Origin of the sequence: Micromonospora sp. WMMD1102, assembly GCF_029626265.1 — a bacterium.
Lineage (GTDB): Bacteria > Actinomycetota > Actinomycetes > Mycobacteriales > Micromonosporaceae > Plantactinospora.
In genome coordinates this window covers 3,105,769-3,131,821 of record NZ_JARUBN010000001.1, presented here as the reverse complement: position 1 = coordinate 3,131,821, position 26,053 = coordinate 3,105,769, and the positions used below count along the sequence as shown (strand labels likewise).

Sequence of the window (26,053 nt, the reverse complement as noted above, 5' to 3'; positions counted from 1 at the left end):
GGGCGGTCACCACCGGCCCGCCCGGTCACGCCGACGGACCGGGCCAGACCGACACCCCGCTAGCGACGCGGCTGCTCCGGACGCGGCGCCAGCGCCTGCCGGACCACACCCCCCGACGCCGTGGCGCCGTTACCGTTCCCCGGACCCACCTCCCGGGCGATCCGGTCCATGGTGCGGGCCAGATGCTCACTGCCGTCGTCGAGATGCCGGGCCGCCGCCTGCATGTGCGAGATCATCATCTCGCCGAAGATCCGCAACGCCTCCCGGGTCGCGACCGTGTCGTCGAAACTCGACCCGGCCGACGCCCGGTACTCCTGCACCGCCCGCTCCGCCTCGCTGCGGGCCTCCTCGGCCGCCGCCCGCAGATAGTTCTCGTACTGCACCCGGGCGTACTCGGCGACCCGGCGGGCGTAGTCGTGCGCCTGGGCGATGATCTGCTCCGCCTCCCGCTGCGCCGCCGACAGCAGGTTGACCTCCTTCGCTCCCGGCAACTGCGGCCGGTTGCCGGCACTGGGCAGCACCCCGTGCCGGTGCAGCTCCACATGGTCGTTCAGCCGCTGGTTCTCCGCCCGCAGATCCGCCACCTGCGTCGCCAACAGATCCAACTCGTCGGCCACCTGGTGCCGGAACCGGTCGACGTCCCGCTCGTCGAAACCACGCCGGGTGAACGACGCCGCCGAGAACTCCCACCGCCGGACCCGGTCCGAGGTGATCCGCACCCGGGGACTCGGACCCGACAGCGCCGTGGCGCGGTCGTACTCGCTGATCGGGCTCGCGCTCACTGGGTACCTCCGTCTGCCGGCCGCTGCTCCTGCAGCCCGCCGATCCGCCGACCGGGCGAATACCATTGCCCGCCCGGCGCCTCGTAGTGCAGCTGCCCGGCGTGGTAGCCCGCCTGCGCCAGCGTGCCGACCGCCCCCGACACCATCGGATCGGACCCGCAGACGTAGACGTGCCGGTTGCGCCAGTCACCGTCGGCGAGGGCGCGATCCACCACCTGGACGAACTCTCCGGGACGTGCCGGGTCGGCGTTGACCACGTACGTCACCCGCAACCATGGGTACGACGCCACCAGCTTCTCGGTCGCGTCGACGTCGTAGAACTCCGTCCGGGACCGGGCACCGACGTACGCGTCGACCCGCCGGCCGCCGCCCTCGGCCGCCACCTGCTCCACCAGCGCCTTCAACGGCGCCCAGCCGGTCCCGTTCGCCAGCAGCAGCAGGTCCCCGCCGCCGGACGCCTGCCGCAACGTCAGCTGCTCCCCCACCGGGGCCGCCAGATGCACCTGGTCACCGACACTCGTGCCGTACACCAGCCGGGAACTCACCGCCCCGCCCGGCGCCGCCCGCACGTGCAACTCGATCGTGCCGTCGGTCCGGGGTGCGTTGCCGGGTGAGTAGTACCGCCACGCCCGGGTGGCCGGGCTCGACACCCCGACCGACTGCCCCGCCTCGAACGGCAACAGATACTGCGGACGCAGCGTCAGCACCGCGATGTCGAACGTCCGCGGCTCGTGCGCGACGATCTCGCCGACCCACCACGGCGGGCTGACGTTCTCCGCCGCCGACGCGCCGTCCGTCATCACCTTGGCGACCAGCCCGTACGCCGCCGTCCAGTCCTGGGCCAGCTCCTCGGTCCACTGCTCACCGAGGAAGTGCGCCAGGGTGGCCAGCAGCGCCTCCCCGACCGCCGGATAGTGCTCCGGCCGGACCGCGAACTTGCGGTGGTCGGCGCCGAGCGAGGTGAGGAACCCGACCAGGTGCTCCACCTGGTCCACGTTGGACACGATGTGACCGAGCGCGGTGACCAGCCGGTCCCGCTGGCCGGCCATGTTCGTCGGGAACATCTGCCGGACGTCCGGATGCGCCAGGAAGAGGGTCGAGTAGAAGTAGAGCGGCACCTGGTCGCCGTGCGCGGCGACCAGGTGCCAACTCTGCTTGAGACGAGCGACGTCCACGGTCAGACGCCCGCCGAGGTGCCGCTCGACACCACCTGGTCACGCACCGCGCCCAGCGTCGCCCGTACGTCGTCCAGGATGTCCTCCGGCACGCCGAGCCCGACCAGGGTGTCGACCAGATGCGCACCGACCCGGGCGTAGTGCTCGCCCGGGATGTTCAACGGCTGGTGCGCCTCGGCCAGGCCCCGACCGGCGTAGTTGTTCGGTCCGCCGAGCACCACGGTCAGCATCAGCACCATGTGCCGGCGCTGCTCCTCCATGTTCACCGAGGTGAAGTAGCCGGCCAGCTCGGGGTCGGCGAGCACCCGGTCGTAGAACAGCCGCACGGCCGCCCTGACCGACTCCGCCCCGCCGATCCGCTCGTAGTGCGAAGGGCTGGGAGTCGACCCGTTGGCCGTGGCGCCGTCCGCGGGGGACGACCCGGCGCTGTCATGTGGATCCGTCACGGTCTTCCTTCCGGCGCGAGGGGGATCGCGCGGCGTGAGGGGGCGAAACACCGACGGTGCCGCCCGGCGGGCGGACGGCCGCCGGGTGACACTGGGTGGGGACACTACCGCGCCCAGCCGTTCCGTGTCATCCAACCCGAATCGGTGTCATCCATACCCAACCGGCCCGACAATCATCGAGCCCGATTCGATCCGGACCATCATCCCCATCGGACGCCACCCCGGCCACCCCGGTCACGCTGAGCCACCGCCGACACCCGGCAACGCAACTCGTCAACTCGTCAACGCGTCCCGGATCCCCGGCTCCGGCGGGCCCAGGAACACCGGATCCCGCCCACTGAACACGTCGTAGACCGCCTTCACCGCCGCGAAGTGCTCCCGGAAGCCACCCCACCGCCAAGCCCGCTCGAACCGGCGTACCGAATCGTCACCGACACCGACCGCGTCGAGACCGACCCGCCGGCACACCGTCACCGCCCGCTCGATGTGGAAGCTCTGGGTGACCACAATGGTCCGCTCGACCCCGAAGACCCGACGGGCCCGCGAACACGAGTCGTAGGTGTCGAACCCGGCGTGGTCCTGGACCACCAGCCGGGCCGGCACACCCTGCCGTACCAGCCAGCGACTCATCGCCCCCGGCTCGTCGTACGCCCAGCTCCCGTGGTCGCCGGAAACCAGGATCGCCCGGACCTTCCCCGCGTCCAGCAGCTCCTTGGCCAACCCGAGCCGGGCGGCCAGGAAAGGCGACGGGGTACCGTCCGGATACACCTGGGCGCCGAGCACCAGCGCCACCGGCGCCGCCGGGACGTCGGCCACCGAAAAAACGTGCTCCCGCGCCGACTGCCGCACCCAGAGCACACTGCCGAGCACCGACACCGGCACCAGCAGCAGCCCGACCAGCGCCCCGGCCAGAACTCCGAACAGCAGACGACGACGCCCGCGACGCGCGGCGAACCAACCCGGCTGCGGGGTCCCGGACGACTGCGGTGACGGACCAGACGGCATGCCGCCCATTATGCGACAAGGATCACGAGCCCCCGCCTACGGCGACCGCGACACCGGCCCGCAGGGCGGGACGGCCCCGCAGTGTGGTGCCGGACCGCGCTTTCCGAGGACTCAGCCCGCGCGGCGGCGGGCCCGACGGGCCGCCAACTCGTCGCCGGCCCGCACACCGGTGGGCTCCGGATCTTCCCCGGCCAGCGGAGTCTCCCCGGCCGGCTCTGCCGGCAGATGCGACAGCGAGCCCTGGACCTCCTTGAACGCCCCGCCGATCGCGATCCCGAACACCCCCTGACCGCCCTGCAACAGGTCGACGACCTCCTCCGGAGACCGGCACTCGTACACCGTCGTCCCGTCCGAGATCAACGTGATGCCGGCCAGGTCCGCCACCCCACGCGAACGCAGCGCGTCGATCGCCCGCCGGATGTTCTGCAACGAGACCCCGGCATCCAGCAGCCGCTTGACCACCTTCAGCACCACCAGGTCCCGGAACGAGTAGAGCCGCTGCGTCCCCGACCCCGAGGCGTCCCGCACACTCGGCACCACCAGCGAGGTACGCGCCCAGTAGTCCAACTGCCGGTAGCTGATCCCGACCGCGTGGCAGGCCGTCACACCCCGGTAGCCGACCGAACCGTCCTGCACCGACGCCCCGTCGACCGGGTCGTCCTCCGGCACCCGAGCAGGCCCGTTGACGTGCGGCTGACCCGTACCCTGGAGACTCGACGTACCCGGATCAGGGTCCTGGAGCTCATGCATCGGACAACCTCCCCGCCCGTGCGGTGACACGCCGTTTCCGCCGACGTTCACCCCTCGACAGGCCAACCCTATAGCCCGGCTGAAGGGTTACCCCGCAGGAAATGCCGCGACACGCCGCACTCGGGGATCACCGCAGGGTTACCCCACGGCCCATCGATCGTTAGCCGACTACCCGACGACCGGCGCGGCCGGGCCGCCAGCCCGCACCCCAGCACCTCAGCCGGCGAAGTCCTCTGGGCGGACCTGCTCCAGGAACTCCCGGAACTTCTCCACCTCGTCCTCCTGCTCGTCCGGGATGATGATCCCGGCCTCGGTGAGCACCTGCTCCGCACAACGGATCGGCGCACCCACCCGCAACGCCAACGCGATCGAGTCCGACGGCCGGGCCGACACCCGCAGACCGTCCCCGATCAGCAGGTCGGCATAGAAGACGTTCTCCTTCAACTCCACGATCTCCACCGCCCGCAGCGGCGCCTGCACCGCGGCGAGGATGTCCCGGAGCAGGTCGTGGGTCAACGGCCGGGCCGGCTTGACCCCCTGCTGCTCGTAGGCGATCGCGGTAGCCTCCACCGCCCCGATCCAGATCGGCAGATAACGGTCGCCCTCGACCTCTCTGAGCAGGACGATCGGTTGGTTCGTGGGAAGCTCCACCCGAACCCCGACCACGCTCAGCTCGCGCACCGCCGCCTCCGTGTCGCCGTCGTCTTCGCCACCACCGTCCCTGCGGCGGCCGATGCTACCCGCCGCCGGGGGCGGTATGCCCCTTCCCTGCACGGTACACGGGCTCGGATAACCCCGTCCCACCCGCGCCGCCCACATCCGCACCACACGGGTTACCCCGGGAAGCCTACGCCACGCCCGCCGCCGCAGATCTTCTGCACACGGCGCCCCGGCCCGCCACCCGGACCCGCCCGGTGCGGCCGGTCAGCACCGCCGCACCGGACAACCCCACCGAAGAACACCCAGCACCGCCCGGGACGGGACGCACGCCCGCCCGGCGGCTCACCGGCCCAACGTTCCGCGCAACCCCACCCGGACCAGCGCACCGTGCAGCCGCTGCGACAGGCCCACCAGCTCCCGCGCCGCCTCCGCCGCCCGCGCCCGGGCCGCCGGATCGCTCTGCCGGGCCAACGGCGCCACCAACTGCGCGAACAGCCCCACCTCGCGATCCGCCGCCGTCCGGTAACCGCGCAGATGCCGCGGCTCCAACCCGTACGCCGCCAAACCGGCCACCGCCTGCGCGATCACCAGCGCGTCCGCGTCATACCAGCCGGGTGGCTGCGACACCAACAGGCCCATCCGCTCCAACTCCGCGAGCAACCCCTCGGCGAGGCCACTGCGGGACAACAACTCGGTCCGGTCCAACCGGGTCTCCGCCGGCTCACCAACCGGGGCCGCCACATCCCGACCCGGCACCGCACCATCCGGACCGACCGCCACCAGCGACGGTCGAGGCCGCTCCGGACCCGGCAGCCCGTCCCGGTCCGCCTCCGCCAACTGCTCCCGGATCACCCGCAACGGCAGGTACTGGTCACGCTGGGCGGTCAACACGAACCGCAGCCGCGCCACGTCATCCCAGCTGTACTTGCGGTAACCCGCCGGTGTGCGCTGCGGCTCGACCAGACCCTCGGACTCCAGAAAACGCAGCTTCGAGATCGTGGTGTCGGGAAACTCCACCCGAAGCTGCGCCAGCACCTCGCCGATACTCATCAACGGCTGGTTCCGAGCGGCCGCCCCCGGGCCGGGAACAGCCGCCGCCGCACGCTCGCTCACCCCCGGACGGCCCCCTCCTCCGGACGCGGACCGGCGATGAAGACCAGCCGGAACTTGCCGACCTGGACCTCGTCGCCGTTGCTCAGCGTCGCTGCCTCGACCCGCTCCCGGTTCACGTACGTCCCGTTCAGGCTGCCCACGTCCCGGACCGTGAACGTGCCACCGTCCCGGTGGAACTCGGCGTGCCGACGGGACACCGTGACGTCGTCCAGGAAGATGTCACTGTCCGGGTGCCGGCCGCTCGTCGTCACATCGTGGTCCAACAGGAACCGGGCGCCGGCGTTCGGACCCCGCCGGACCACCAGCAACGCCATCCCCGGCGGCAGCGAGCCGGACATCCGGCTCGGAACGACGTCGGTCTCGGGCCCCTCCAACATCTCGTCGAGAGAACCGAGGTTCAGCGTCGATGTGACGTCGAGCGGGGGGAACTCGTCGTCTGGGCGCGTCATTGGGACCACCTCACGGATCTGTTCGGTCGGCGTCGGGTGTTACGGGTCTGGCCGCCGGGCGCCCTAGCGGCCCAGCGGCTGGCTCCCCCGTGCCCGGGAAGGCAAATTCCGCAACGCGCAACTATTGGTTCTCGGTCGACTGGGCGAGCCTAGCCAGCGCCGAAATACAGGGCAACCAGACGCGCGGACACAACCACGCGACGGCGTCACCACGATCAGCTCTCGGTCAGTTCCCGATAGGCCCCGGCGGACAGCAGACCCGCCACCGCCGACGCGTCGGCAGGCGCGATCTCGACCAGCCACCCCGACCCGTACGGATCGGTGTTGATCACCTCGGGGGTGTCCGTGAGCTGCTCGTTACGGGCCACCACCGTACCGGTCAACGGTGCGTAGATCTCCGAGACGCTCTTGGTCGACTCGACCTCACCAAACGATTCGCCGGCCTGCACCGTCACACCCTCGTCGGGCAGCTGGACATACACGATGTCGCCCAAAGCGTCCTGCGCGAAGTGGGTGATGCCCACCCGCACCGGACCGCTGCCGTCGCCGGCCACCCACTCGTGCTCCGCGGTGTACCGCAGGTCCTCAGGAATCACAGACGCGTCCTTCTCCGTCACACCAGCCAGATATCCGGGACGCCGAGCCGCCGCCCCGACCGCACCCGGTCAGGAGACCGGACGCGCATGTTGCAGGTCCTTCGGCGAGCTGACGGCCGACACGTCGACCATCTCCCGCTCCTGGATCGCCACGTTACCGCCGTCCCCGCTGACCGATGCCACCACCCCGCCCGGGATGTTCAGTGCGGTTTGCATCGTCTTCGGATCACCGATCACGGTGATCATGTACGGTCCGGTCAACCGCCGTCCACTCACCGAGATCCCGCCGTCCGCGTCGAGGAAGTACGTCGACGCGACGATCCGCACCGTGGCACCGTCGGCACCGGAGATCTGCATCGCCTCCGCCCCGGCACCACGCAGCTCCTGCACCGCGTCCAACACCCGGGATGCCGCGATCGGCTTGCTCACCGGCATGAACCCGACCGTCAACCCCGGCCCACGAGCCGGCAACGTCCCCGCCAGGATGCCCAGTTCGTCGGCCCGCCGGGTCGCCTCGTCCAACGCCGCCTGCCGGCCCTCCGCACCGGAGTTCAACTGCCGCTGACTCTCCTCCAGGCCCGCGATGTCCTGCCGGACCCGCTCCTCCTGCGCCTCCAGATCCGACAGGATCCGCACCAGGTCCTCCTGGCGGGCCGTCTCCAGCGACGCGTCCGTGGAGTTGGTCCGCAACTGCACCACGAGGGTGAAACCCAGCAACGCCAGCAACACCGCGATCATCGCGTTCGCCGCCGTCAACCGGCGCAGCAGCCGACGCACCGGCGCGACCGGCCCGGCAGCCGACACCCCGCTCCGGATCGGCACCGTCTCGGCACCGACCGACACCATCTCGTCCCGGCCCGGCAACGGCACCGTCGGGCCGTCCTCGCCCGCCAGCGACTCGGCCGCCAACCGCTGCGGCGGGCCGTCGCCCCTCGACAACCGCTCCGTCGGGCCGTCCTCGTCCGGCACGGTGCCCGGGTCCGCGCCCGACACCTCGGCACCGGCCGACCCCGGCCCACCCGGATACTCCGACCCGGCACCCGGCGCCGCCGACACGGCCGACACGTCGTCCCCCGCCGGCCGCCCGTCCGGCGCCGCCCGCCCGACCACCTCGGCCGACTCGGCCGACTCGTTCCGCTCGCTCGCTTCCGCCATCGCCGTCGAACCTACGCCCGGAACAGGTGCCGACGTATGGCCGCCACGTTGCCGAAGATCCGGACACCCAGGACGACCACGACACCGGTGGACAACTGCCCACCGACACCGAGCTGGTCACCCAGATAGACGATGAGCCCGGCGACCAGCACGTTCGAGATGAACGAGATCACGAACTGCTTGTCGTCGAAAATCCCGTCGAGCTTGGCCCGCACCCCGCCGAACACCGCGTCCAGCGCCGCCACCACGGCGATCGGCAGGTACGGCTGGAGCGCCGACGGCACCGTCGGATCCAGCCAGACGCCGAGCAGCACCCCGGCGAACAACGCGAGCACAGCGATCATCGGCCGCCTCCAAGCGGACTCGGGGACCCTCCGCCACCCGCCGACGAGCCGGACGGCACCGGCGTCGCCTCGGGCGAAGGTGTGGCATAGCGCAGCCGCGGCTCCGTCGCGGCCGGCAGGGTCAGGTCGTCGACCCGACGGAACTCGAACGACATCCCGTACTCCTCGGAGACGCTGTCCAGCAACCGCGCCGCCTCGCTGTCCCGGAACCGCCGCTCCAACTGGCCCGGACCGATCGCGGACACCTCGTACGGTCCGACCACCGGCTTGAAGTCGACCAGGATCGCCCCGCCCGCCGCCCGGATCGTCGAGGTGGCGGTCAGCCGCTGCCCGTTTATCGAGACCGCCTCCGCCCCGCCGCTCCACAACGCGTTCGCGATGTCCTGCAGATCCCGGTCCAGCACCCGACCGAGATTCGGGCCACCGGCCGCGGTGACCCCGTCCGACTTCTCCGGCGCGTCCGCGACCCGCACCACCAGCCCGTCGCCGCGGACCCGGCCCAGCCCGGTCGCCGCCTCGAGGTTCCGCAGTCTCGCGGCCGCGCTCCCGGAGAGCGCCGCGTCCCGCTGCCGGAGCACCTCCGCACGCAACCGGTCGGCCCGCCCGGTCAGCTCGGCGTTCTCCGCCTCCCGCTGCTTGATCTGGGTCACCAGCCCGGCCCGTGCCTTGCTCCGGCTCGGCTCCGCCGCCATCGTCTGCCGGTACGCCATCGCCAGCAGCAGCCCCAGCACCACCAGGGTCACCAGGGTCACCGCCCGGGGCGTGGACCGGCGCCACCCGGTGACCGGCCCGCCGCGCCGACGTCGTTCGGCCGCGTCGGCGTACCCGGGGTCGAGGGGGTTCTGGAACAGTTCGGTCAGGAAATCGGCCGCGTACGTCCGCTTGCCCTGCTCGGTCATCCCACCTCCGCCCGCGCCGAGCGGGCCGCCCGGACCAGCCGCCCCGTCTGGCCCAGGTAGAGCCCGCCGGCCAGCCAGTACAGGCCCAGTCCCCACAGTGCCAGCCCCCAGCCGATCGCCCCGGCGACGGTAGCCGCCCCGGGCACCGTAGCCGCGAGCAGCAGCACCGGAAAAGCGGCCAGCAGGACGAACGTCGCGGTCTTGCCGAGATAGTGCACCGGCGGCGGACGGTAGCCGTACCAGCGCAGCACGGCGAGGTTGGCCGTCATCACCACGTCCCGGGCGAGCAGCGCGACGGTGAACTGCCACGGCACCACGTCGCGGACGGTCAGCGCGACCAGGGTGGCCAGGATGTAGAGCCGGTCGGCGACCGGGTCGAGCAGCTCGCCGAGCCGGCTGACCTGGCGCAGCCGCCGGGCGACGAAGCCGTCCACCCAGTCGCTCATGCCGCCGACGGCGAGTACGACCACGGCGGCCACGTCCGCACCGGCGACCAGGAACAGGTAGAGGAAGAGGGGTACGCCGAGCAGCCGGACGAAGCTGATCAGGTTGGGGACGGTGAGGATCCGCCACGCTGGGCCGACGGGCCCGGCGGCGGCGTCAGCGGTTGGCTGGGGGTCACCCGCCCGCGCCGGCCGACGCGACACCGAACCTCCCTCCAACGCCACGGCCCGGCGTCCGCGCTGTGGCGGAGGGCGGTCCAGAAACCGGTGCGTACTCCGACCGGCCTCTGCCCCGACAACGCCTGCTGCATTCCGGACGAACACCGGCATCTGACGCAGCCACGGTTACGGCGCATTCGGCTCCCGTGGCTGCTCAATTGCCGTGCCACTATATCCGCCCCGATTTCGGACCGGCCGTCCGTGTCCGGTCTCTTGTTGTTTCGCCCGTTCCGGTGTGACCGGTGCCACTTCCCGTAAAGCATCCTAGGACGCTAGCTCGCAATTTCGGGTCCGGCCGCCCACGGGCGAGCTGGTGGAAGAGTTGGCCGGTCGCCTTGAGTCAGCCGCTCAGGCCGGCGCGGCCGAAGAGGGTGGCATACCCGGACGGGAGCTGGGTCAGCACGTCGTTGAGCTCACCGCCGGAGATGGCCTCCGCCACGGTGCACAGCACGGCGCTGGCGTCCCACTCGGCGGTCCGGGCGGTCGCGCCCGCCCCGGTCGCGATCCGGCCGAGGAACTCCCGGGACCCGAAGGCGCCCGCCGCGCCCTGACCGGCCGAGATCAGGGTCGCGGCCAGCGGTCCGGGCAACTGCGCGGCCAGGTCCTCCGCCTCGTCCGGGGACAACCGCTGGGCGAGGATTCCGAGCACCAGATGGGTCACCCGTTCCGCCTCCGCCGGATCGGCGTACTCGCCCCGGTCGCGCACCTTGGCGACGAACTCGTCGTACCGCACTCCCCCACCCCCGTAACCGGCTCCGGTACGCCGATACCCGCCGGCCCGCCGATGATGCGTGGACCGGCGGGTGGCGCCGGGCGGGGGTCAGACCCGGGTGACCCGGACGGCGTCGGCGACCACGTACCCGGCGGCGCCGCTCCACCGGCTCACCCCGACCACGTTCCGGTCCCCGGCGGTCAGCGTGAAGGTGCCCAGCGAGCGCCACGCCCCGCCACCGGTGCTCTGGTCGACGACCACCGTCTGGTTCCCGCCCTTGGCCAGCACGACGTACGGGGTGGCGGTGTTGTAGCCGGCGATGCCCGGATACCAGGCGTCGATCCGGTAGGTCCCCTCGGCCGGGATGTTCACCTGGTAGTAGGCCACGTCACTGGTCGCGGCCGGGTCGGCGTACCGGTAGTCGGCGCCGTAGCGTTCGGTGGAGTACGTCGAGGTGCGCCAGTTCGCGCTGGCGGTGAACCGGCCGGTGGTGGTGTTGTCGACGATCGCGCTGAACGCCGGCGGCGGGGTGCCGCCCCCGGCCAGCGCGTCGGCGACGTCGGCCCGCAACTGCGGGAGCATGCCGTAGAGCACGTTGCCGGGGCAGGCGGTGGCGACGTAGTCCCGGTGCCCGTAGATCCGGGACGCGGCGATGCCGTACTGGTCGCAGACGTACGCGCAGAACGCCACCAGGCTGTCCCAGAGCGCGGCCGGCGGGGTGGCACTGGTGTAGGTGCCCTCGTTCTCGATGCCGATGCCCTTGTCGTTCTGGCCCGGGCAGTGCGCCCCGACCACCATGCCGCTGCCGGCGCGCAGCCGGGAAAGGCTGTTGTGCCGGCCCTCCATGACGTAGCCGCCCCGGCTGATGGTGAAGTGCTGCCCGGAGTCGGACCAGCCGTTGCCGTCCATGTGGAAGTTCTGGATGCTGCGGGCCATCGCGAAGGCCTGCGCCTGGGTGTAGTTGGTGGTGTTCGAACCGGCGGTGTGGTGGATCACGATCTTGTCGGGCGAGGACGAGATCACGCTGAGCGAACCCGGTGACCGGGCACCCCAGGTGGCGCAGCTGGCGATGGTGGGAACGGGGACGGCGAGCGCGGCCGCCTCGTCGGGCGCCGCCAGCGCGGGCGGTGCGCCGGCGATCGACAGGCCGCCGGTGGCGGCGCCGACGCCGAGGAACACCGCGCCGCGTACGACGTCACGGCGGGACAGGGGGATGCCGGTCACGGTGGACCTCCAGAAACGGAGGATGAAGGTTTCTTTGATGACGGCGGAGGAGATTGAAGGAATTCTTACCAGAGGATCGACGTCCACCGCTAGACCGGGCTGGGCGGGAGTTCCACGGCGCGCAGACCCGGATCGGCCCCGCCGGGACCCGGCGCGGGTCAGCCGACCGGCGCCGCACCCTCCGGCGCGGGCGTCTCGTGGTGGATCCGGCCGGCCGTCTCCGACAGCGGGCGGCCGGTACCGCCCCACCGGCCGGCGACGATCTCGGCGGCGATGCTGACGGCGGTCTCCTCCGGGGTGTGCGCCCCCAGGTCCAGCCCGAGCGGAGAGGCGAGTCGCCCCAGCTCGTCGGCGTCGAGGCCGGCCGCCCGCAGCCGGGCCAACCGGTCGTCGTGGGTGCGCCGCGAACCCATCGCCCCGACGTAACCGAGCGGCAGCCGCAGCGCCACCTCCAGCACCGGCACGTCGAACTTGGGATCGTGGGTCAGTACGCAGACCACGGTGCGCCCGTCCACCCGCCCGGCCTCCGCCTCGGCCCGTAGGTAGCGGTGTGGCCAGTCGACCACCACCTCGTGCGCGTCCGGCAGCCGGCGCGGGGTGGCGAACACCGGGCGGGCATCACAGACCGTGACGCGGTAGCCGAGGAACGCGCCGACCCGGGCCAGCGCGGCGGCGAAATCGATCGCGCCGAACACGATCATCCGGGGCGGCGCGGCGTACGAGGCGGCGAAGAGCAGCAGGTCGTCGCCGCGGCGCTGGCCGTGGTAGCCGTACCGGAGGATGCCGGTACGGCCGACGGCGAGCAGGCCCCGCCCGTCGTCGGCGGCCGCCGCGTCCAGCCGGTCGGTGCCGAGGGAGCCGGCGGTGCGGTCCGGCCAGATCACCAGCCGCCGGCCGAGCCGCCCGTCCGGATCCGCCCCGCCGGTCGACACGCAGGTCAGCACGGCCACCGGCTCGCCAACCCGGATCGACGCCGCCACCTCGGCGAACTCCCCGAAGCCGGCCGGGTCGACCCGTTCGACGTACACGTCCAGAACCCCACCGCAGGTCAGGCCCACCGCGAACGCGTCGTCGTCGGAGACGCCGTACCGGTGCAGGGCCGGCCGGCCGGTGGCGGTGACCTGCCGGGTCAGGTCGTAGACCGCGCCCTCGACGCAGCCGCCCGAGACGCTGCCGACCGCCGCGCCGTCCGGGCCGACCAACATGGTGGCCCCGGCCTGCCGGGGCGCCGAACGCCAGGTCGCGACGACGGTCGCCATCCCGACCGGCTCGCCCGCCCGCCACCAACGGTCCAGTTCGTCCAGCACGTCCCGCATGACCCGCTCACCCGTACCCGTTCCCGGCTGTCACCGTCGGCCGGTTGCGACTCCCCCGCGCTGCCCGCCCCCGCTGCCGGCCGATCTGCGCCATCCGCCGATGGTCCCATATGTCCGATCATCCGTTCCGGCCCATCCCGGAGCGCACTGCGAGATTACGCCCGGCGGCATCGGGCGACCCCAAGGCCGTCACGCTGCGTGAATGGCCCGGACCCGGGCGGGTAGACCAGCCGGGACGGCGCCGACACGACGGGGAGGCAGCCATGCCAGGACCACGACCGGGCAGCAACGCGTACGACGTGGAGCGCGCCCGGCTGCGCAAGCACATCGACGACTCCGGCCGCCGGGCCAACGACAGCAAGGCCGACGACACCGCGAACCGGTACCTCCGGGAGGACCGCGGCCGACCCGGCTTCGTACGCGGCGAACGGGGACTCGGGCCGAAGGGCGAACGCGGCCCGGGAGAGCCCAAGTGATTGGCCGGGGTGCCGTCACCGGCCTGCTGGACCGGCCGGCACCGGGCGGTCCGCTCACCGAGGCGGTGGACGGGGCGATCGCGGGCGCGGTCGGCAGCGTGGCCCTGAACGTGGTCACCTACCTCGACATGGCCCTGCGGGCACGACCGGCCAGCAACACCCCGGAGGAGAGCGCGCAGCGGCTCGCCGAGATGCTGCACGTCGGTCTGGGGCCCGAGGACCGGGCGGCGAACCGCCGCTCGGGCCTCGGGCCCCTGCTCGGCTACGCGACCGGTGTGCTGTCCGGGGCGGCGCTCACCCTCACCGGGTCGCGCCGGCTCCCCGGGCCGGTGGCAGCCGGGCTCTTCGGTGCCGTCGCGATGCTCGCCTCCGACGGCACCCTCACCGCCCTGGGCGTCACCGACCCGCGCCGGTGGAGCCGTACGGACTGGCTCACCGACATCGTCCCGCACCTGGCGTACGGGGTGGCCGCGGTGGCGACGCTCGGACAGCTGAGCCGAGGCCGGCACCGCCGGTGACACCCGGCCGGAAGCCGTCCCGGTCAGTCGATCCGGCGCGCGTCGGCACGGCCGGCGGCGTTCCGGTCCGGATCCTCGGCGACCCGTCGGGCCGACGGGCCGTACGGGGAGACCTGGTCCGGCGGGATCCGCCGGCCACCGCCGCCACGGACCCGGGTCGGCTCGTCCGGGCGGGGTCCCTTGCTGTCCTGCACCGTCGGGTTCAGTTCGTTGCGGCGCATCTCCGGCTGCTGCACGTTCGTCATCGCCGTCCCCTTCCGAGGTCGTCGTACCAGTCGGCGGCGTCAGGTCTGCGCGCCGCCCACCGTGGGCGCCGGCCGGCGGTGGTCCGCCGACCGGCAGGGTGCCCCGGGGGTTCGCGACCGTCCGGTTCGCCGAGCGCGCCACGTACACCCGGGTACCCGCCATGGGGATACCCGGTGCCGGTGCGGCCATTCGGTCGGCCGGCCGGCCGAGGTCGCCGAGATCGCCCGCCTCGCCGGCGGCCAGCGGCCCGGGGCTGCCGGGCCCAGGTCGCGGCCCGATGGTGGCGGGAGGCCGAACGCACGTTGTCCGGTCGGCCTCCCGGTGCACGGACCGGCTCCGCCGGGGTAATCGGATCGAATGAACCGAGACCGAGCGATCGTGCGGGTGCTGCTGGACCGGCAGGGCCGTACGTACGCCGACGAGGCCGGCATCCGGCTGGCCGACCGGCCGGGCCCGCTCTACCAGCTGCTGCTGCTGACGACGCTGCTCAGCACCCGGATCCGGGCCGGCGTGGCGGTGGCCGCGGCCCGGGAACTCTTCGCGGCCGGCTGCCGTACCCCGCAGGGCACCGACTCGCGCAGCTGGCAGGAGTTGGTGGACGCCCTGGGCCGGGGACACTACCGGCGCTACGACGAGCGGACCGCGACGATGCTGGGCAACGGGGCACGACTGTGCCTGGAACGCTGGAACGGCGACCTGCGCCGGCTGCACCGGGAGGCGGGTGGGGACCCGTCCGCGCTGCGGCGCGAGTTGACCCGGTTTCCGGGTATCGGACCGACCGGTGCGGACATCTTCCTCCGGGAGGTCCAGGCGGTCTGGCCGGACGTCCGGCCGTACGCCGACGCCAGGGCCGTCAAGGCAGCCGGCCGGCTCGGTCTGCCGTCCACATCGGACAAACTGGCCGGGCTGGTCGACGGGGTCGATTTTCCCCGATTGGCCTCCGCGCTGGTCCGCGTCTCGCTCGGTCAGCAGTCGATCGCCGAACTGGACAGGGCGGCCGTCGCCGCCGCCCGGTGAACGGGCCGGTGGGCGGGCCGTGTGAGGAGGCCGGTCGGCCCGCAGGCGGTGCCGTGTGAGGAGGCCGGGCGGTGCGATGCGCGGTCAGCTCACCGGTTTGCCCGAGGCGGGCCGGGTCAGGTACCAGACGATCAGGCCGGCGGCGACGGCCAGCAGCAGGACGGTGTTGGTGACCCCGCCCTCGCCTCCCTCCGCACCGGTGGTGCCGAAGTAGATGACGGCGAGCGCGGCACCGATCGACAGCAGGGTCCGCAGTCCCTTGTTTTTCACTCGGATCATGCTAATTGCCGCATACAGTCTGTTTTACCGGAATAACGCAATCGTCTCCGATTCGGTGACCGGCCGCCGGGCGGGTCCCGACGGGCGGCTCGGGCCGGCGGTGGTCTGCGCTGGCCTGCGTCGGTGGCTCGGTAGGGCCGACGGGCCCGCGGTGCCGGATGGCCGTACAGTTCCGCCGTGACCGAAATCCGGACCAGCGTCGAACTGCGCCATCCCCCGGAACGGGTCTGGCGGGCGCTCACCGATCGCGAGCTGCTGCCGAAGTGGTTCGCCTCGATCGCACCACGGCCCTCGTCGATCAGCCGGTTCGAGCTGCGCCCGGTCGACCTGCCCGAACTCGACGAGCTGATCGTCGTCGAGCTGGTCGAGGTGGACCGGCCACACCGGATCGTGCTGCGCTGGCCCGACGAGGGACAACAGACCCGGCTGGAGTGCGAGCTGACCCCCACCGCGGAGGGATGCCGGCTCACCGTCGTGCAGGGCGACGACGAGGAGCCCTGGCTGCCCGCCGAACCCGGACGGCGCGCGGAGTGCCACCGGGGACTGCTCGACACCCGGCTGCCCGCCGTACTCGACTGGCTGGCGTTCCGCGAGGTGGAACTGCCGGCGCCCACCCAGGTGCTCAGCGCCGTGCCGGCCGGCGGGCCCGACCCGGGCCGGCGGTCCAGGCGGCGGCTCGGTGCCGCGCTGGCGGTGCTGGCCCTGGCGGTCGGCGCGACGGTCGTGGCCACCGGTCTGGTCTTGGGCCAGGACGACGACCGGGCCGGCGGACCGACGGCCACCGCCGCCAGCGCCACGCCGAGCACCCCGGCGGGTACGCCCGCGCCGAGCGCCCGGACCCCGACCGGCGCCGCCAGCACGGTCCCGCCCAGCCGGCCGGCCCGGCCCGGCAGCACGCCCCGCCGCACCTCGTCGCCGGCCGCCGCGAACCCGCCGAGGGCGGGCCAGCCGAACCTGGCCGCCCGGTACAGCACGGTGCGGAGCCGGCTGCTGGGCTACGAGGGCGAGGTGGTGGTGACCAACGACGGCGACGCGGCCGCCCCGAGCTGGACCCTGGTGCTCACCCTCTCCGGTGGCGCGCGGCTGGCCGATGCCACCGGAGCGGAGAGCTACCGGCAGGAGGAGCAGCAGGTCACCTTCACCGGCGCCCCGCTCGCGGCGAAGCGCTCGGTGACGATCTGGTTCGAGGTGGACCGGGACACCACGCTCACCCAGAAGCGGCCGACCAGCTGCGCGGTCGGGGACCAGCCGTGCGAAGGGCTGTGACCGCCGGTCAGTAGGGCGGGTACGGTTCGTCGGTCAGTAGGGCCGGCGCGCCGTCGGTCAGTAGAGCAGGTAGGGCCGGCGCCGCCGGTCGAACTCGGCCAACTCGGCCGACCAGGCACCGACCACGTCCGGCACGTCGGCCCCGGCGTCGATCATCGTGCGCAGCCGGGTGGAGCCGGTGAGCTTGTCGATCCAGTACGGCCGGGCGGCGTCCCAGCTGTCCGCCCGCCAGGCGAACGCGGGGTACTTCCGGGCCTCGACCAGCAGCGCGACGCCGGTACGCACCGGGTCGAACCGGGCCGGGTCGGTGACCCGTACCTCGACGCCGGCGCAGAGCTTGTTGAGCAGGTCCGGCTTCTGTCCGGCGGCGGTCGGCGAGAAGTACGCCTCCCGGAACTCGACCCCGGGCAGTTCCCGGGCGGCGACCCGGTCCACCAGGTGGTAGTCGAAGTCGTCGGCCAGGCCGCCGACCAGCTCGAACGGCCGGGTGGTCCCCCGTCCCTCGGTCATCGAGGCGACCCCCTCGAACATGCAGGTGCCGGGATAGACGAGCGCGGTGTCCGGGGTCGGCATGTTCGGGCTGGGCAGCACCCACGGCACGCCGGCGTCGGCGGCGAAGTCGCCGCGCCGCCAACCCCGGCACCTGATCACGGTGAGGTCGACCGGCCGGCCCGCCTCGGCCGGCAGGAACTCGCCGTTGTAGAACCGGGCCAGCTCGCCGACGGTCATGCCGTGCTGCTGCACGATCTCCTTCTTGCCGACGCCCGAGGTGAACGGCGTGGTCATCATCGGCCCGTACGCCCGGCCGCCGATCGGGTTCGGCCGGTCGAGTACGACGTACCGGATGCCGAGCCGGGCGGCGGCGACCATCGAGTCGTAGAGGGTCCAGATGTAGGTGTAGAAGCGGGCGCCCACGTCCTGGATGTCGAAGACGACGGTGTCGACCCCGGCCTGGGCGATCAGTTCTCCCCACTTCGCCTGCGAGGCGCCGTACGCGTCGTAGACGGTGACGCCGGTCCGGGCGTCGATCCCGGTCCCCTCGCTGCCGCCGGCCTGGGCCGAGCCCCGGAAGCCGTGCTCCGGTCCGAACGCGGCGGTCAGCCGCACCCGGCCGGAGCCGTGCATCAGGTCGACCAGGTGGCGGTAGCGGGCGTCCACCCCGGTCGGGTTGGAAAGCACGCCCACCCGCTGACCGGCCAGCGCGGCGAACCGGGACTCGACGAGTACGTCCAGGCCGGTGCCGACCCGCCGGCCGTGCCCGCCGTGCCCGTCCGGGCCGAAGCGGTCGGTGTCCGGGGCCGCGGAGGCGGTGGCACCGCCGAGGGTGCCCGCCGTGGCGCCGAGGGCGCTGGCTGCGGCGGTGCTGGCGAGGAACTTTCTGCGTCGCACGACGGCCTCCCGGGGGCGGGGCTGCGGGCACGGAAACGTGTCCCGGAAGTTACCTACAACACATGAGCTGGTCAAGAAGGAAAACTACGCGACGGGTCGGCGGCCGGGGGAACGTCCCGCCGCTCCGAGGGTCACAGGTCCTCCGCCACCAGGTCGCCCAGTTCGATGTTCTGGATCATCAGCCACCGGGCCAGCGCCGGCATGCCGTATAGCCAGAGCGGGGCGGATTCGGTGGTGCCGTTGGTGGCGTAGATGGCGAACCGCAGGTCGGGAGCGCGGATCGCCTCGATCCGCCAGCGATGGTTCTTGTCCCGCCAGATGGCGGATGGGTCCATGCTCCTCACCGTAATCCCGGCACCGGTGACGCCCGCCGGGTTTTGTCGTACGCCCACGGTTGGCTGTCGTCGGTTACGGTCGACACTTCACGGGGACGGGGACGGCATGGGCGACCACGACTGGCTCGACGACGAGTACGACTGGCTCGACGACACGAACCTCCGCGAGGCGTTCTGTCTGACGTTCGTCCGGAACCCCGACGAGTCGGCGGTGCTGCGCCGGTTCGGCGCCGACCCGGCCAGCCTCCGGTCACTGGCCGGTGCCGACCAGGCCACCCCGTCGCCGCTCACGCCCCTCGTGCTGGCCGGCCGGCTCGACGGCTGGGTCTTCGTGCTGGAGGAGAACGGCTACGAGGGCAGCCGGAACGAGGTGCTGCGGGCCGTCTCGGGCGGCGCCGAGGCACTGTCGGTGTACACGAACGTCAACGGCAACCAGCGGTTCGCGCACGCGGTGGACGGCGTGCTGCGCACCGGGTTCGACCCGAGTTCCCCGGTCCGGCGCTGGGGCGAGGCGCCGGACGCCCTGGTGCCGCTGATGCGCCGGGTCGGCCTGCCCGACCAGGGTGACCCCGGCTGGTCCGGCGCCGGCCTCGAGGCCGCACTGCGGCTGGCCGACCTGGTCACCGGTGTGCACCTCGACGCCGACCGGCTGGCCGGGCCGCTTACCACCGGTCAGCTGGTGCCGCTGCTGTCGGATCCACCCGAGCTGCCGACCTGGATGCTGCGCGACGACGAGGAGTTGCTGACCGCGATCACCGCCGCCCCGCCCGACCTGCTGCGCCGGGTGGTGGCCGCCGAGGCGCGGCGACGTGCCGTCGAGGCGGGGATCGCCGCCGAGCCGGTGCTGGCCGACGCGCTGGCCGAACTGGACCGGGCCGAGCGGCGGACCGTGCCGGACGACTCGGCGCTCGGCCTGCTGCTGCGCGAACTGGCCTGCCAGGCCGACCTCGCCGGCACCTCGCTGGCGCTGCCGACCCAGCGCGGCCGGATGACCGACGCGGAACGCCAGCGGGCGTTCCAGCGCCACTCCGCCGGGCTGGCGGTGCAGGCGGCACTCTTCCCCGACCAGGTGCGGGCGGCCTACCAGGTGCTCGGTTGGGTGGCTCCGCCCCGGGACCCGGCCCGGGTCGCCCACCGGGCCCGGTTACTCGCCGAACTACGGGCCTGAGTTACTCGCCGGACTACGGAGCTGAGCCCACCCCGCTCCGAGGGGCACGGGCCGGCCCGGCCGTCGCCCGCACCGGGCCGGGCCGGGCGTCCGGGAGGCCAACCCGGAGGCACCCACCGGCTCCGGTGGGTGGCCGCCGACCGTCCCGTCCAGCGAAGCCGCAGACCGTCCCGTCCAGCGAAGCCGCAGATCGGACCACCCCGTCGTGGTACGACTGCTTCGACAGGGGCGAGCGGTGCGTTCGTGCAGGTCAGAAGGCTGACCGGCAGCTCGTTCGGCGCGGCGGCGAGAGAACGGGCGGCGGATGGCGAGGGAACGGCACTCCACGCTGATCCGCGACCCGGACACCCCGATGCGGGCCACCCCGGTGGAACTCTTCTACGATCTCGTCTTCGTCTTCATCCTGGCCCGGCTCGCCGAGTCGCTGGTCAGCAAGCTGACCCCGCTCGGCGCCTACGAGACGCTCCTGCTGCTGCTGGCCGTCTGGTGGGTGTGGTCGTACACCAACCTGGCCACCGACACCCTGGACTCGCGGCGCCCCGCCGTGCAACTGGTGATCATCACGATCATGCTCGGCAGCCTGCTGATGTCCACCTCGCTGCCCGAGGCGTTCAACGGCCGAGCCCTGCTCTTCGCCTCGACGTACGTCGGGATCCACCTGTTCCGCAGTACGACCCTGGCGGTGATCCTGCGTGGTCACCGGCTGCGCAACCGGCCGCTGCGCGGCATCTTCTGGTTCAGCCTCTCCGGAGTGCTCTGGTTCGGCGGGGTCTACGTCTCCGGATCGCTGCGGATGGTGCTCTGGACGGCAGCCCTGGCCCTGGAATACCTGGGGCCGGTGCTGCGCTGGCCCACCCCGAGGATCGGCCGCTCACCAGCCTGGGAGTGGAACACCGCCGGTCAGCACCTGGCCGAGCGGTACCGCCAGTTCATCATCATCGCGCTCGGCGAAACCGTCATCATCACAGCCCGTACGGTGCGCGGCACCGAGTACGGCCCGGTCCAGGCCCTCGCCGTGCTGATCTCGTTCCTCACCACCGTGCTGCTCTGGTGGATCTACTTCTACCGGGCCCGGGAGAAGCTCGGCAGCGCCATCACCGGCTCGGCCGACCCGGGCCGGGAGACCAAGTGGGCGGGCTACGCTCATCTGATCATGGTGGCCGGCGTCGTACTGGTCTCGGTCGGCGACGAGCTGATCATCCGTCATCCCGCCGAGGACACCCCCGGCGGCTGGGTCGCGGTGCTCGTCGGTGGCCCGGTGCTCTTCCTCGCCGGCCGGATCCTGCTCGGGCACGAGGTCTTCGTCCGGGTGGCCGGTCCCTGGCCGATCGGGATCGCCGTGCTGGTCCTGATGGCACCGGCGATGGTCCTACTGCCCCCGCTGGCCGTGGCGGCGACCGTGATGGTGGTGCTGCTGGGCGTCGTCGTCGCCGCCGCACTCACCCTCCGGGAGCCCAGCGGCACACCCGGCGCTGTCTAGGCGGCACTGCCGGGTCGCCGCCGCGCTCACCCTCCGGGAGCCCGGCGACACACCCGGTGCTGTCGAGGGGTCCGGCCTGGCACGGGCGGCGCCCGGCGCCGACCAGGGAGACTACCGGGAGCCGTTTGCCGGGACAGCCGGCGGTTCGCCGGCTCCGGCCAACACGATCCGGGCGTCGTCCGGCAACCGGCGGGTGGCGCCACGCCGGTCCAGCAACTCCAGCAGCGGCACGGCGACCCGCCTGGTCGTCCCGAGCGCCTGCCGGGCGGTACTCAGGGTGAACGGCTGCGGCAGGTCGGCGAGTACCTGGATCGCCCGTTCCGGGGCGTCCGGCAGGAGTACCACGTTGTCGGCGAGCCTGAGCAGCACGCCGGCCCGTACCGCCGCGCCGATCTCCCGGTGCCCGAGCCCGAACTCGGCGAGCCGGGCCGCCTCCGGGGCACCGAACGGCCGGCCGGCCAGCTCCGCGCCGACCCGGCGTACCGCCCGGGCGACCGGCTCCGGCAGCGTGCCGGTCGCACCGCCCGGGGCGATCCGGCCGCCCCGGTTCACCAGCGGAGCGGCGACCAGCGCCTCGACCAGCGCCCGGTCCGGCAGTTCCAGCAACCGGCGGGCGGTCTCGACCGGCATCCCCGGTTCCAGCGGATGCGCCCGCGCCCACCGGGTCACCTCGTCGACCAGCCGCCGTCCCAGGTCCCGCCAGTGCCCTGGGTCGGCGTGCCAGCCGCCGGCCACCGGCGCGGTCGTCACGCTCACGCCCATCCGCTCCAGGTCGGCCCGCCGGACCAGGCCGCGCCGGGCCAGCTCGGCGGACTCGTCGGGCCGGCCGTCCAGCCCGGCCAGCACCGTCGCCCGGACGGCCGCCGCACCACGACGACGCAACTCCGGCGGTACGACGTCGAGCACCGTCACCCCGCCGGCCACGTGCCGCCGGCCGGGGTCGCGCAGCAGTGCCCGGTCACCGATCCGCAGCGGCAGCTGGCGGTCCAGCCGCAGCCGGGCGGTGTCGACGCCGAGCGGGCGTACCCGGGCGGTCACCGCGGCCGAGCCGACGTGCAGGGTGACCTCGGCCGGCAGCTCGGCCACCGGGTCGCCGTGCAGCCGCACGTCGAGCACGTCGGTCCGCTCGAACCGGCCGGGGGTGAGCAGCGCGTCGCCCCGGCCGACCTGCTCGCGGGCCACCCCGCGCAGGTTGACCGCGACCCGGGCCACCCCGGCGACCTGGGAGACCGGGTTGCCGAGAGCCTGCAGACCGCGGAGCCGGACCCGCTGCCCACCGCCGGACTTTCCGCTGCCGGTCAGCTCCAGTTCGTCACCGATCCGCAGCGTCCCCGCCCCCAGGGTGCCGGTCAGCACGGTGCCGCTGCCCCTGACGGTGAAGGCCCGGTCCACCCAGAGCCGCACCGCGGCGGCCGGGTCGGGCACCGGCAGCCGGGCGGCGAGCCGGTCGAGCGCGGCCCGCAGTTCCGGCAGCCCGGCGCCGGTGGTCCCGCTGACCGCGACCGTCTCGACCGGACCGAGCGAGCTGGCCGCGATCTCGGTCCGGGCCTGTGCGGTGGCGGCAGTCGGGTCGGCCAGGTCGGTCCGGGTCACCACCAGCAGCCCGTGCCGGACGCCGAGCGCGTCCAGCGCGGCCAGGTGCTCGGCGGACTGCGGCATCCAGCCCTCGTCCGCGGCCACCACCAGCAGCGCGGCCGGCACCGGGCCGATCCCGGCGAGCATGTTGGGCACGAACCGCTCGTGCCCGGGTACGTCGACGAACGCGAGCACCTGCCCGGAGGGCAGCCGGGTCCAGGCGAAGCCGAGGTCGATGGTCATGCCCCGGCGCCGCTCCTCCGGAATGCGGTCCGGCTCCATCCCGGTCAGCGCCCGGACCAGCGTGGACTTGCCGTGGTCGACGTGTCCGGCGGTGGCGACGACCTGCACGTCAGTGCTCCCGCCAGGGCCGGGGAACCCGGGCGACGGCGGCCCGCACCGCCTCGTCCCGCTCGGCGGGTACGCAGCGCAGGTCGAGCAGCAGCCGGCCCCGCTCCAGCCGGCCGACGATCGCCGGGTCGCCGAGGCGCAGCGGTTCGGCGTACTCCTGCGGGAGGGCGAGGGCCCACGAGCCGAGGGTGACCTCCGGCGCCCCGCCGCCACCGACGACGGCGTCGTGCGCGACCACCTCGGCCTTCAGGCCGTCGGCGGCGAGCTGGTCGCGGAGCCGTTCGGTGCGCAGCCGCAGCGCGGTCGGGGCGACCCGCAGCGCCCGCCAGGTCGGGGTCTGCCCTCCGGTCAGGGTCGCCTCCAGGGCGGCCAGGGTGAGCTTGTCCACCCGCAGCGCCCGGGCCAGCGGATGCCGGCGCAGCAGTTCCACCAGTCCGGCGTCGCCGAGCAGCAACCCGGCCTGCGGCCCGCCGAGCAGCTTGTCGCCGCTGGCCGTGACCAGGGCCGCGCCGGCCCGCAGCGCGCTGGCGGCGTCCGGCTCGTCCGGCAGCAGCGGGTCGGGCGCCAGCAGCCCGGAGCCGATGTCCACCACCACCGGCACGCCGAGGGTGGCCAGCTCCCGCACCGGTACGGCGGCGGTGAACCCCCGGACGACGAAGTTCGACGGATGCACCTTGAGGACGAAGGCGGTGCGCGGCCCGACCGCCGCCGCGTAGTCGGCCAGGGTGCTCCGGTTGGTGGTGCCCACCTCGCGCAGCGTCGCACCGGTGCTGGCCAGCAGGTCCGGCAGCCGGAACCCGTCGCCGATCTCCACCAGCTCGCCCCGGCTGACCACGATCTCCCGGCCGGCCGGACCGATGCCGGCAGCACTGCCCGGACCGATGCCGGCAGCACTGCCCGGACCGACGCGGGGAAGCCCCGGCGGACCGGCGCCCGCACATCCCGCCGGATCCGCGCCGGCCGGTGCTGGTCCGGTCGGCGCTTCCGGCCCCGTGCCTGCTGACCGGGCTGTCCGGTGTGCTGCGGTGAGCGCGGTCGCGACCAGGGCGAGCGCGGCGGCACCGTTGTTGAGCACGTGGACCGCTCCGGCTGTCGGCACCGCGGCGGCGAGTGCGGCCAGCGCGCCCCTGCCCCGCCGGGCCCGTCGCCCGGTCCGCAGGTCGAGCTCCACGTCGGTGTGCCCGGCCGCGGCCACCACCGCGTCGACGGCCGCCGCCGACAGCGGTGCCCGGCCCAGGTTGGTGTGCAGGACCACCCCGGTCGCGTTGAGCACCGGACGCGGCCCGGCGGTCACCGGCAGCGCGGCCAGGGTCGCCGGGACGACCTCCTCCGGCGGGATCTCGCCGCGCCGGACCCGATCCTGCGCGGTACCGAGTACGGCCTTGAGCCGGTCCCGTCCCAGGGCGGCCCCGGCGGCCGCCAACCGGGGGTCGGCGAGCAGCACGTCGGTGCGCGGCACCCGCCGCCGAGGATCGACCGCCCCGTCCATCTCCACCTCGCTCCGAGACCCCTCCACCGGCACTTAACCACACCTGATCTCCACCTGCCCGGGAAGTCCATCGGCCGGCCGCGACCGCGCAGGGGTGGGACAGTGGTCGGGTGACCACGATGGAACGGCACCGGCTGACCCGGTACGCGCGCGGCGGCGGGTGCGCCTGCAAGATCCCGCCCGGGGAGTTGGCCGAGGTGGTCGCCGGGCTGGTCGGCACCGCCGCGCCGGACGGGCCGGGCGAACTGCTGGTCGGCCTCGACGACGGCGACGACGCGGCCGTCGTACGCCTGGGGTCCGGCACCGCCGTCGTCGCCACCGCCGACTTCTTCACCCCGGTGGTCGACGACCCGTACGACTGGGGCCGGATCGCCGCCGCCAACGCCCTCTCCGACGTCTACGCGATGGGCGGTACCCCGGTGGTGGCGGTGAACCTGCTGGCCTGGCCCCGCGAGGTACTGCCGCTGGCGCTCGCCGCCGAGGTGCTGCGCGGCGGGCTGGACGTGGCCCGGCAGGCGGGCTGCCACGTGGCGGGCGGGCACAGCGTGGACGACCCCGAGCCGAAGTACGGGATGGCGGTGACCGGCGTCGCCGACCCGGAGCGGCTGATGCGCAACGACGCCGGGCGACCCGGGTTGCCGCTGACCCTGACCAAGCCGCTCGGTGTCGGGGTGCTGAACAGCCGACACAAGCAGACCGGCGAGGTGTTCGGCCAGGCGGTGGCGGTGATGACCGAGCTGAACCGGGCCGCGGCGACGGCGGCGCTGTCGGCCGGGATCCGCTGCGCCACCGACGTGACCGGGTTCGGGCTGCTCGGCCACCTGCACAAGCTGGCCCGGGCCTCCGGGGTGACCGCCCGGGTGGACACGTCGGCCGTACCGTATCTGGACGGTGCGCGGGCGGCGCTGGCCGACGGTTTCGTCAGCGGCGGCACCCGGCGCAACCTCGACTGGGTGCGACCGCACGCCGAGACGGCCGGGGTCGCCGAGGACGAGTTGCTGCTGCTGGCCGACGCGCAGACCTCCGGCGGGCTGCTGGTCGCCGGTGAGCTGCCGGGCCACCCGGTGATCGGCGAGCTGCTGCCGGCCCGGGAGGACGGCCGCACCCTGCTGGTGACCGCCTGACGACACGTCCCCGGCGCTGGCGGTAACGCGGAACGGGTCCCCGGGATCGACG

Annotated in this window: 29 protein-coding genes; 7 read left to right on the top strand and 22 right to left on the bottom strand. The window is 73.4% G+C overall.

Translation table 11 applies throughout. The annotated features are described in order from the left end of the window. Positions 1-59 precede the first annotated feature (59 nt). The 16 genes from O7626_RS13945 to O7626_RS13870 all read right to left on the bottom strand — a co-directional run bounded on the left by O7626_RS13945 (position 60) and on the right by O7626_RS13870 (position 13,288). Entirely contained in the window at positions 60-782 is a 723-nt protein-coding gene (locus O7626_RS13945) for a cell division protein DivIVA (protein ID WP_278061596.1), read from the bottom strand. Next, the gene (locus O7626_RS13940) at positions 779-1,957 is read right to left on the bottom strand and encodes a globin domain-containing protein (RefSeq protein WP_278061595.1); all 1,179 of its coding nucleotides are present in this window, start codon (positions 1,955-1,957) and stop codon (positions 779-781) included. The genes O7626_RS13945 and O7626_RS13940 overlap by 4 nt, the downstream gene beginning before the upstream one ends. Before the next feature lie 2 nt (positions 1,958-1,959). After that, complete coding sequence (locus tag O7626_RS13935) at positions 1,960-2,403, bottom strand: group 1 truncated hemoglobin (RefSeq protein WP_278061594.1); 444 nt, start codon at positions 2,401-2,403, stop codon at positions 1,960-1,962. A 273-nt stretch (positions 2,404-2,676) separates the two neighbouring features. Continuing rightward, on the bottom strand, positions 2,677-3,408 hold the full coding sequence (locus tag O7626_RS13930) for an ElyC/SanA/YdcF family protein (RefSeq protein WP_278061593.1): 732 nt from the start codon (positions 3,406-3,408) through the stop codon (positions 2,677-2,679). Between the two features lie 111 nt (positions 3,409-3,519). Next, a complete protein-coding gene (locus O7626_RS13925) occupies positions 3,520-4,158 on the bottom strand; it encodes a MerR family transcriptional regulator (RefSeq protein WP_278061592.1) in 639 nt (212 codons plus the stop codon). 216 nt (positions 4,159-4,374) lie between these two features. Then, entirely contained in the window at positions 4,375-4,839 is a 465-nt protein-coding gene (locus tag O7626_RS13920) for a bifunctional nuclease family protein (RefSeq protein ID WP_278061591.1), read from the bottom strand. Between the two features lie 321 nt (positions 4,840-5,160). Further along, a complete protein-coding gene (locus O7626_RS13915) occupies positions 5,161-5,931 on the bottom strand; it encodes a MerR family transcriptional regulator (protein WP_278061590.1) in 771 nt (256 codons plus the stop codon). Continuing rightward, positions 5,928-6,380 (bottom strand): FHA domain-containing protein, encoded by a 453-nt coding sequence (locus tag O7626_RS13910; protein ID WP_101365931.1) that lies wholly within the window; start codon positions 6,378-6,380, stop codon positions 5,928-5,930. The genes O7626_RS13915 and O7626_RS13910 overlap by 4 nt, the downstream gene beginning before the upstream one ends. Before the next feature lie 215 nt (positions 6,381-6,595). Then, a complete protein-coding gene (gcvH, locus tag O7626_RS13905; RefSeq protein ID WP_278066151.1) occupies positions 6,596-6,976 on the bottom strand; it encodes a glycine cleavage system protein GcvH in 381 nt (126 codons plus the stop codon). A gap of 69 nt (positions 6,977-7,045) precedes the next feature. Then, positions 7,046-8,131, bottom strand: coding sequence for a DUF881 domain-containing protein (locus O7626_RS13900; RefSeq protein ID WP_278061589.1), 1,086 nt, complete (start codon positions 8,129-8,131; stop codon positions 7,046-7,048). Positions 8,132-8,142: 11 nt separating this feature from the next. Then, complete coding sequence (locus O7626_RS13895) at positions 8,143-8,475, bottom strand: small basic family protein (RefSeq protein ID WP_278061588.1); 333 nt, start codon at positions 8,473-8,475, stop codon at positions 8,143-8,145. Beyond that, complete coding sequence (locus tag O7626_RS13890; protein ID WP_278061587.1) at positions 8,472-9,374, bottom strand: DUF881 domain-containing protein; 903 nt, start codon at positions 9,372-9,374, stop codon at positions 8,472-8,474. Before O7626_RS13890 ends, O7626_RS13895 begins: the two co-directional genes overlap by 4 nt. Beyond that, positions 9,371-10,021, bottom strand: coding sequence for a CDP-alcohol phosphatidyltransferase family protein (locus tag O7626_RS13885; protein ID WP_278061586.1), 651 nt, complete (start codon positions 10,019-10,021; stop codon positions 9,371-9,373). Before O7626_RS13885 ends, O7626_RS13890 begins: the two co-directional genes overlap by 4 nt. Before the next feature lie 355 nt (positions 10,022-10,376). Then, positions 10,377-10,769: a DUF2267 domain-containing protein gene (locus O7626_RS13880; protein ID WP_278061585.1), complete on the bottom strand. Its 393-nt coding sequence runs from the start codon at positions 10,767-10,769 to the stop codon at positions 10,377-10,379. Positions 10,770-10,856: 87 nt separating this feature from the next. Then, positions 10,857-11,963 carry an N-acetylmuramoyl-L-alanine amidase gene (locus O7626_RS13875; RefSeq protein ID WP_278066150.1) on the bottom strand — a complete coding sequence of 369 codons (1,107 nt, stop codon included), beginning with the start codon at positions 11,961-11,963 and terminating at the stop codon, positions 10,857-10,859. Positions 11,964-12,130: 167 nt separating this feature from the next. After that, positions 12,131-13,288 (bottom strand): XdhC/CoxI family protein, encoded by a 1,158-nt coding sequence (locus O7626_RS13870; RefSeq protein WP_278061584.1) that lies wholly within the window; start codon positions 13,286-13,288, stop codon positions 12,131-12,133. Between the two features lie 263 nt (positions 13,289-13,551). Between O7626_RS13870 and O7626_RS13865 the strand changes: the two genes are divergently transcribed. Beyond that, the gene (locus O7626_RS13865; RefSeq protein WP_278061583.1) at positions 13,552-13,764 is read left to right on the top strand and encodes a phosphatidylethanolamine-binding protein; all 213 of its coding nucleotides are present in this window, start codon (positions 13,552-13,554) and stop codon (positions 13,762-13,764) included. Between the two features lie 65 nt (positions 13,765-13,829). Continuing rightward, the gene (locus O7626_RS13860; RefSeq protein WP_278066149.1) at positions 13,830-14,282 is read left to right on the top strand and encodes a hypothetical protein; all 453 of its coding nucleotides are present in this window, start codon (positions 13,830-13,832) and stop codon (positions 14,280-14,282) included. 23 nt (positions 14,283-14,305) lie between these two features. Here the strand turns inward: O7626_RS13860 and O7626_RS13855 are convergent, their stop codons facing one another. Next, the gene (locus O7626_RS13855) at positions 14,306-14,527 is read right to left on the bottom strand and encodes a hypothetical protein (RefSeq protein ID WP_278061582.1); all 222 of its coding nucleotides are present in this window, start codon (positions 14,525-14,527) and stop codon (positions 14,306-14,308) included. A gap of 358 nt (positions 14,528-14,885) precedes the next feature. Here O7626_RS13855 and O7626_RS13850 point away from each other — a divergent pair, with 358 nt between their 5' ends. Next, positions 14,886-15,545 carry a hypothetical protein gene (locus O7626_RS13850; RefSeq protein WP_278061581.1) on the top strand — a complete coding sequence of 220 codons (660 nt, stop codon included), beginning with the start codon at positions 14,886-14,888 and terminating at the stop codon, positions 15,543-15,545. A gap of 84 nt (positions 15,546-15,629) precedes the next feature. On the opposite strand, the gene O7626_RS13845 is transcribed toward O7626_RS13850, so the two are convergent. After that, entirely contained in the window at positions 15,630-15,824 is a 195-nt protein-coding gene (locus O7626_RS13845) for a hypothetical protein (RefSeq protein WP_278061580.1), read from the bottom strand. 177 nt (positions 15,825-16,001) lie between these two features. Here O7626_RS13845 and O7626_RS13840 point away from each other — a divergent pair, with 177 nt between their 5' ends. Beyond that, positions 16,002-17,090 (top strand): SRPBCC domain-containing protein, encoded by a 1,089-nt coding sequence (locus O7626_RS13840; RefSeq protein WP_278061579.1) that lies wholly within the window; start codon positions 16,002-16,004, stop codon positions 17,088-17,090. Positions 17,091-17,147: 57 nt separating this feature from the next. On the opposite strand, the gene O7626_RS13835 is transcribed toward O7626_RS13840, so the two are convergent. After that, positions 17,148-18,479 (bottom strand): DUF1343 domain-containing protein, encoded by a 1,332-nt coding sequence (locus tag O7626_RS13835; protein ID WP_278061578.1) that lies wholly within the window; start codon positions 18,477-18,479, stop codon positions 17,148-17,150. A 131-nt stretch (positions 18,480-18,610) separates the two neighbouring features. After that, positions 18,611-18,814 carry a hypothetical protein gene (locus O7626_RS13830; protein ID WP_278061577.1) on the bottom strand — a complete coding sequence of 68 codons (204 nt, stop codon included), beginning with the start codon at positions 18,812-18,814 and terminating at the stop codon, positions 18,611-18,613. Between the two features lie 106 nt (positions 18,815-18,920). Between O7626_RS13830 and O7626_RS13825 the strand changes: the two genes are divergently transcribed. Then, the gene (locus O7626_RS13825) at positions 18,921-19,982 is read left to right on the top strand and encodes a DUF6461 domain-containing protein (protein ID WP_278061576.1); all 1,062 of its coding nucleotides are present in this window, start codon (positions 18,921-18,923) and stop codon (positions 19,980-19,982) included. A 304-nt stretch (positions 19,983-20,286) separates the two neighbouring features. Further along, entirely contained in the window at positions 20,287-21,462 is a 1,176-nt protein-coding gene (locus O7626_RS13820) for a low temperature requirement protein A (protein WP_278061575.1), read from the top strand. Between the two features lie 111 nt (positions 21,463-21,573). Here the strand turns inward: O7626_RS13820 and selB are convergent, their stop codons facing one another. Both selB and selA read right to left on the bottom strand, forming a co-directional pair. Next, positions 21,574-23,388, bottom strand: a complete 1,815-nt coding sequence (gene selB / locus O7626_RS13815; protein WP_278061574.1) for a selenocysteine-specific translation elongation factor — start codon at positions 23,386-23,388, stop codon at positions 21,574-21,576. A gap of 1 nt (position 23,389) precedes the next feature. Continuing rightward, complete coding sequence (selA, locus tag O7626_RS13810; protein ID WP_347404858.1) at positions 23,390-24,877, bottom strand: L-seryl-tRNA(Sec) selenium transferase; 1,488 nt, start codon at positions 24,875-24,877, stop codon at positions 23,390-23,392. A gap of 119 nt (positions 24,878-24,996) precedes the next feature. Here selA and selD point away from each other — a divergent pair, with 119 nt between their 5' ends. Next, the gene (gene selD, locus O7626_RS13805) at positions 24,997-26,001 is read left to right on the top strand and encodes a selenide, water dikinase SelD (protein WP_278066148.1); all 1,005 of its coding nucleotides are present in this window, start codon (positions 24,997-24,999) and stop codon (positions 25,999-26,001) included. The last annotated feature ends 52 nt before the right edge of the window (positions 26,002-26,053 follow it).